The 1,267-nt window shown below is 60.5% G+C and carries 2 protein-coding genes; one reads left to right on the forward strand and one right to left on the reverse strand.

Annotated features, from left to right (window positions below):
- Positions 1-83 precede the first annotated feature (83 nt).
- Positions 84-446 (reverse strand): hypothetical protein, encoded by a 363-nt coding sequence (locus LH128_RS33825; protein WP_172705188.1) that lies wholly within the window; start codon positions 444-446, stop codon positions 84-86.
- A 177-nt stretch (positions 447-623) separates the two neighbouring features.
- On the opposite strand from LH128_RS33825, the gene LH128_RS33830 reads away from it, so the two are divergent.
- The coding region (locus LH128_RS33830; protein ID WP_172705189.1) for a hypothetical protein at positions 624-1,267 on the forward strand (644 nt) is incomplete at its 3' end.

Below are 1,267 nucleotides of genomic sequence, written 5' to 3' on the forward strand. Positions count from 1 at the left end.
CACACCTGTGCATAGGCGGTGAGGCTGATATCCGCGCTAGACGCCGGATCGGCCGAATGACGTAGAGGTGTCCGGCGGGCGGCTCAGCCGTTGGCCGAAAGGCGATCTAGATAGGCGCAGAACATATCCGCGACCGCATCGGCATACACCTCGCTCCGCTCCAACAGATGGCGCTCCTCCGAAATGCGCCTGCCCGTTTCCGACATGGTCATCTTAATGGTCTCCATCGCGACCTCACGGCGATCCACAGCCAAGTCAGGGAGCACCTCCGCTATGAAGTCGCGCATGACCCCGGTCGCCCTTTCGCGGGGATCGTCTGCGAGCTCGGCATCGCGATAGTAAATCCGATAGCCTGCGGTCGTATCGGCTGTGGAGCGACTTCGAGGGCATCGCGCAGTCCGGGCAGTTCGCCCCCTCCGGCGCCAATCGGCCCGACATCTCGACAATCCCGTCGATCACAGTTCGGCTTTCCAAGATCAGACCTGGTAGCCGCAGGCTACTGTCCCATGCTTTCGAGGCCATCGACGTTCACTCCTTGCTGAACCCCGGTGGAGTGGGCCGGACACAGCGAGGAAATGTCCAATCTGCACGGAATTTGAGTCAGACCCAGTTTTGCGCGCCGGTTGACAGGACGTAAATTACAGATGCTGAGCCTAAGGAAATTCGTTCGCCAATCGCAATATCGCGATAAGCGCAGGCAGCAGTATATCCTTGCCACTGCCGACCATGGGCGATGGGAAATCGCGCGAATTCTGTTTTGCGGGCCCGAAAAGACGCAGGATTCTCCCGTTTTCAAGGAGAACCTCGAAAAATGGTGGCCTGCAGCGGACGCGCGCGGAATCCATGACCGCTTTTTCGAGTTTGTCGAACGGCTTGAAACAGATCGCAATCTCGGCGCGGACCTGCCGGCAAACCTCATCGCGGCCATGAGCGCCGGGCGAGGCGGCGATCCGCAGCACGACCATGAAAATCTAACCGGACGCTGGATATCCCCGCAGCGCGCCATCACCGCCGTCAAGCCAGTGCGCCAATCGGTCGGCGATGCCTGCCGCTCCGGTAAATCCGCCATACCAGATCGCGACGTTGTGCGCACGCGACACCTCGAAACGCCCCTGACCTGCAAGCAGGGAGGGCGGCTCAGCAATGTCGGTGCCACTTCCGACGTACAACCCACCGGCATAAAGGGCATGCTTCAGTTCCCTTGCCCACAGATCCTCGCGCGAATTGAGACAGGGCGTGTTCGGGTGTGCCCAGTCGAGAACAGCCA

Origin of the sequence: Sphingomonas sp. LH128 (genome assembly GCF_000293195.2) — a bacterium.
Classification (GTDB): domain Bacteria; phylum Pseudomonadota; class Alphaproteobacteria; order Sphingomonadales; family Sphingomonadaceae; genus Novosphingobium; species Novosphingobium resinovorum_A.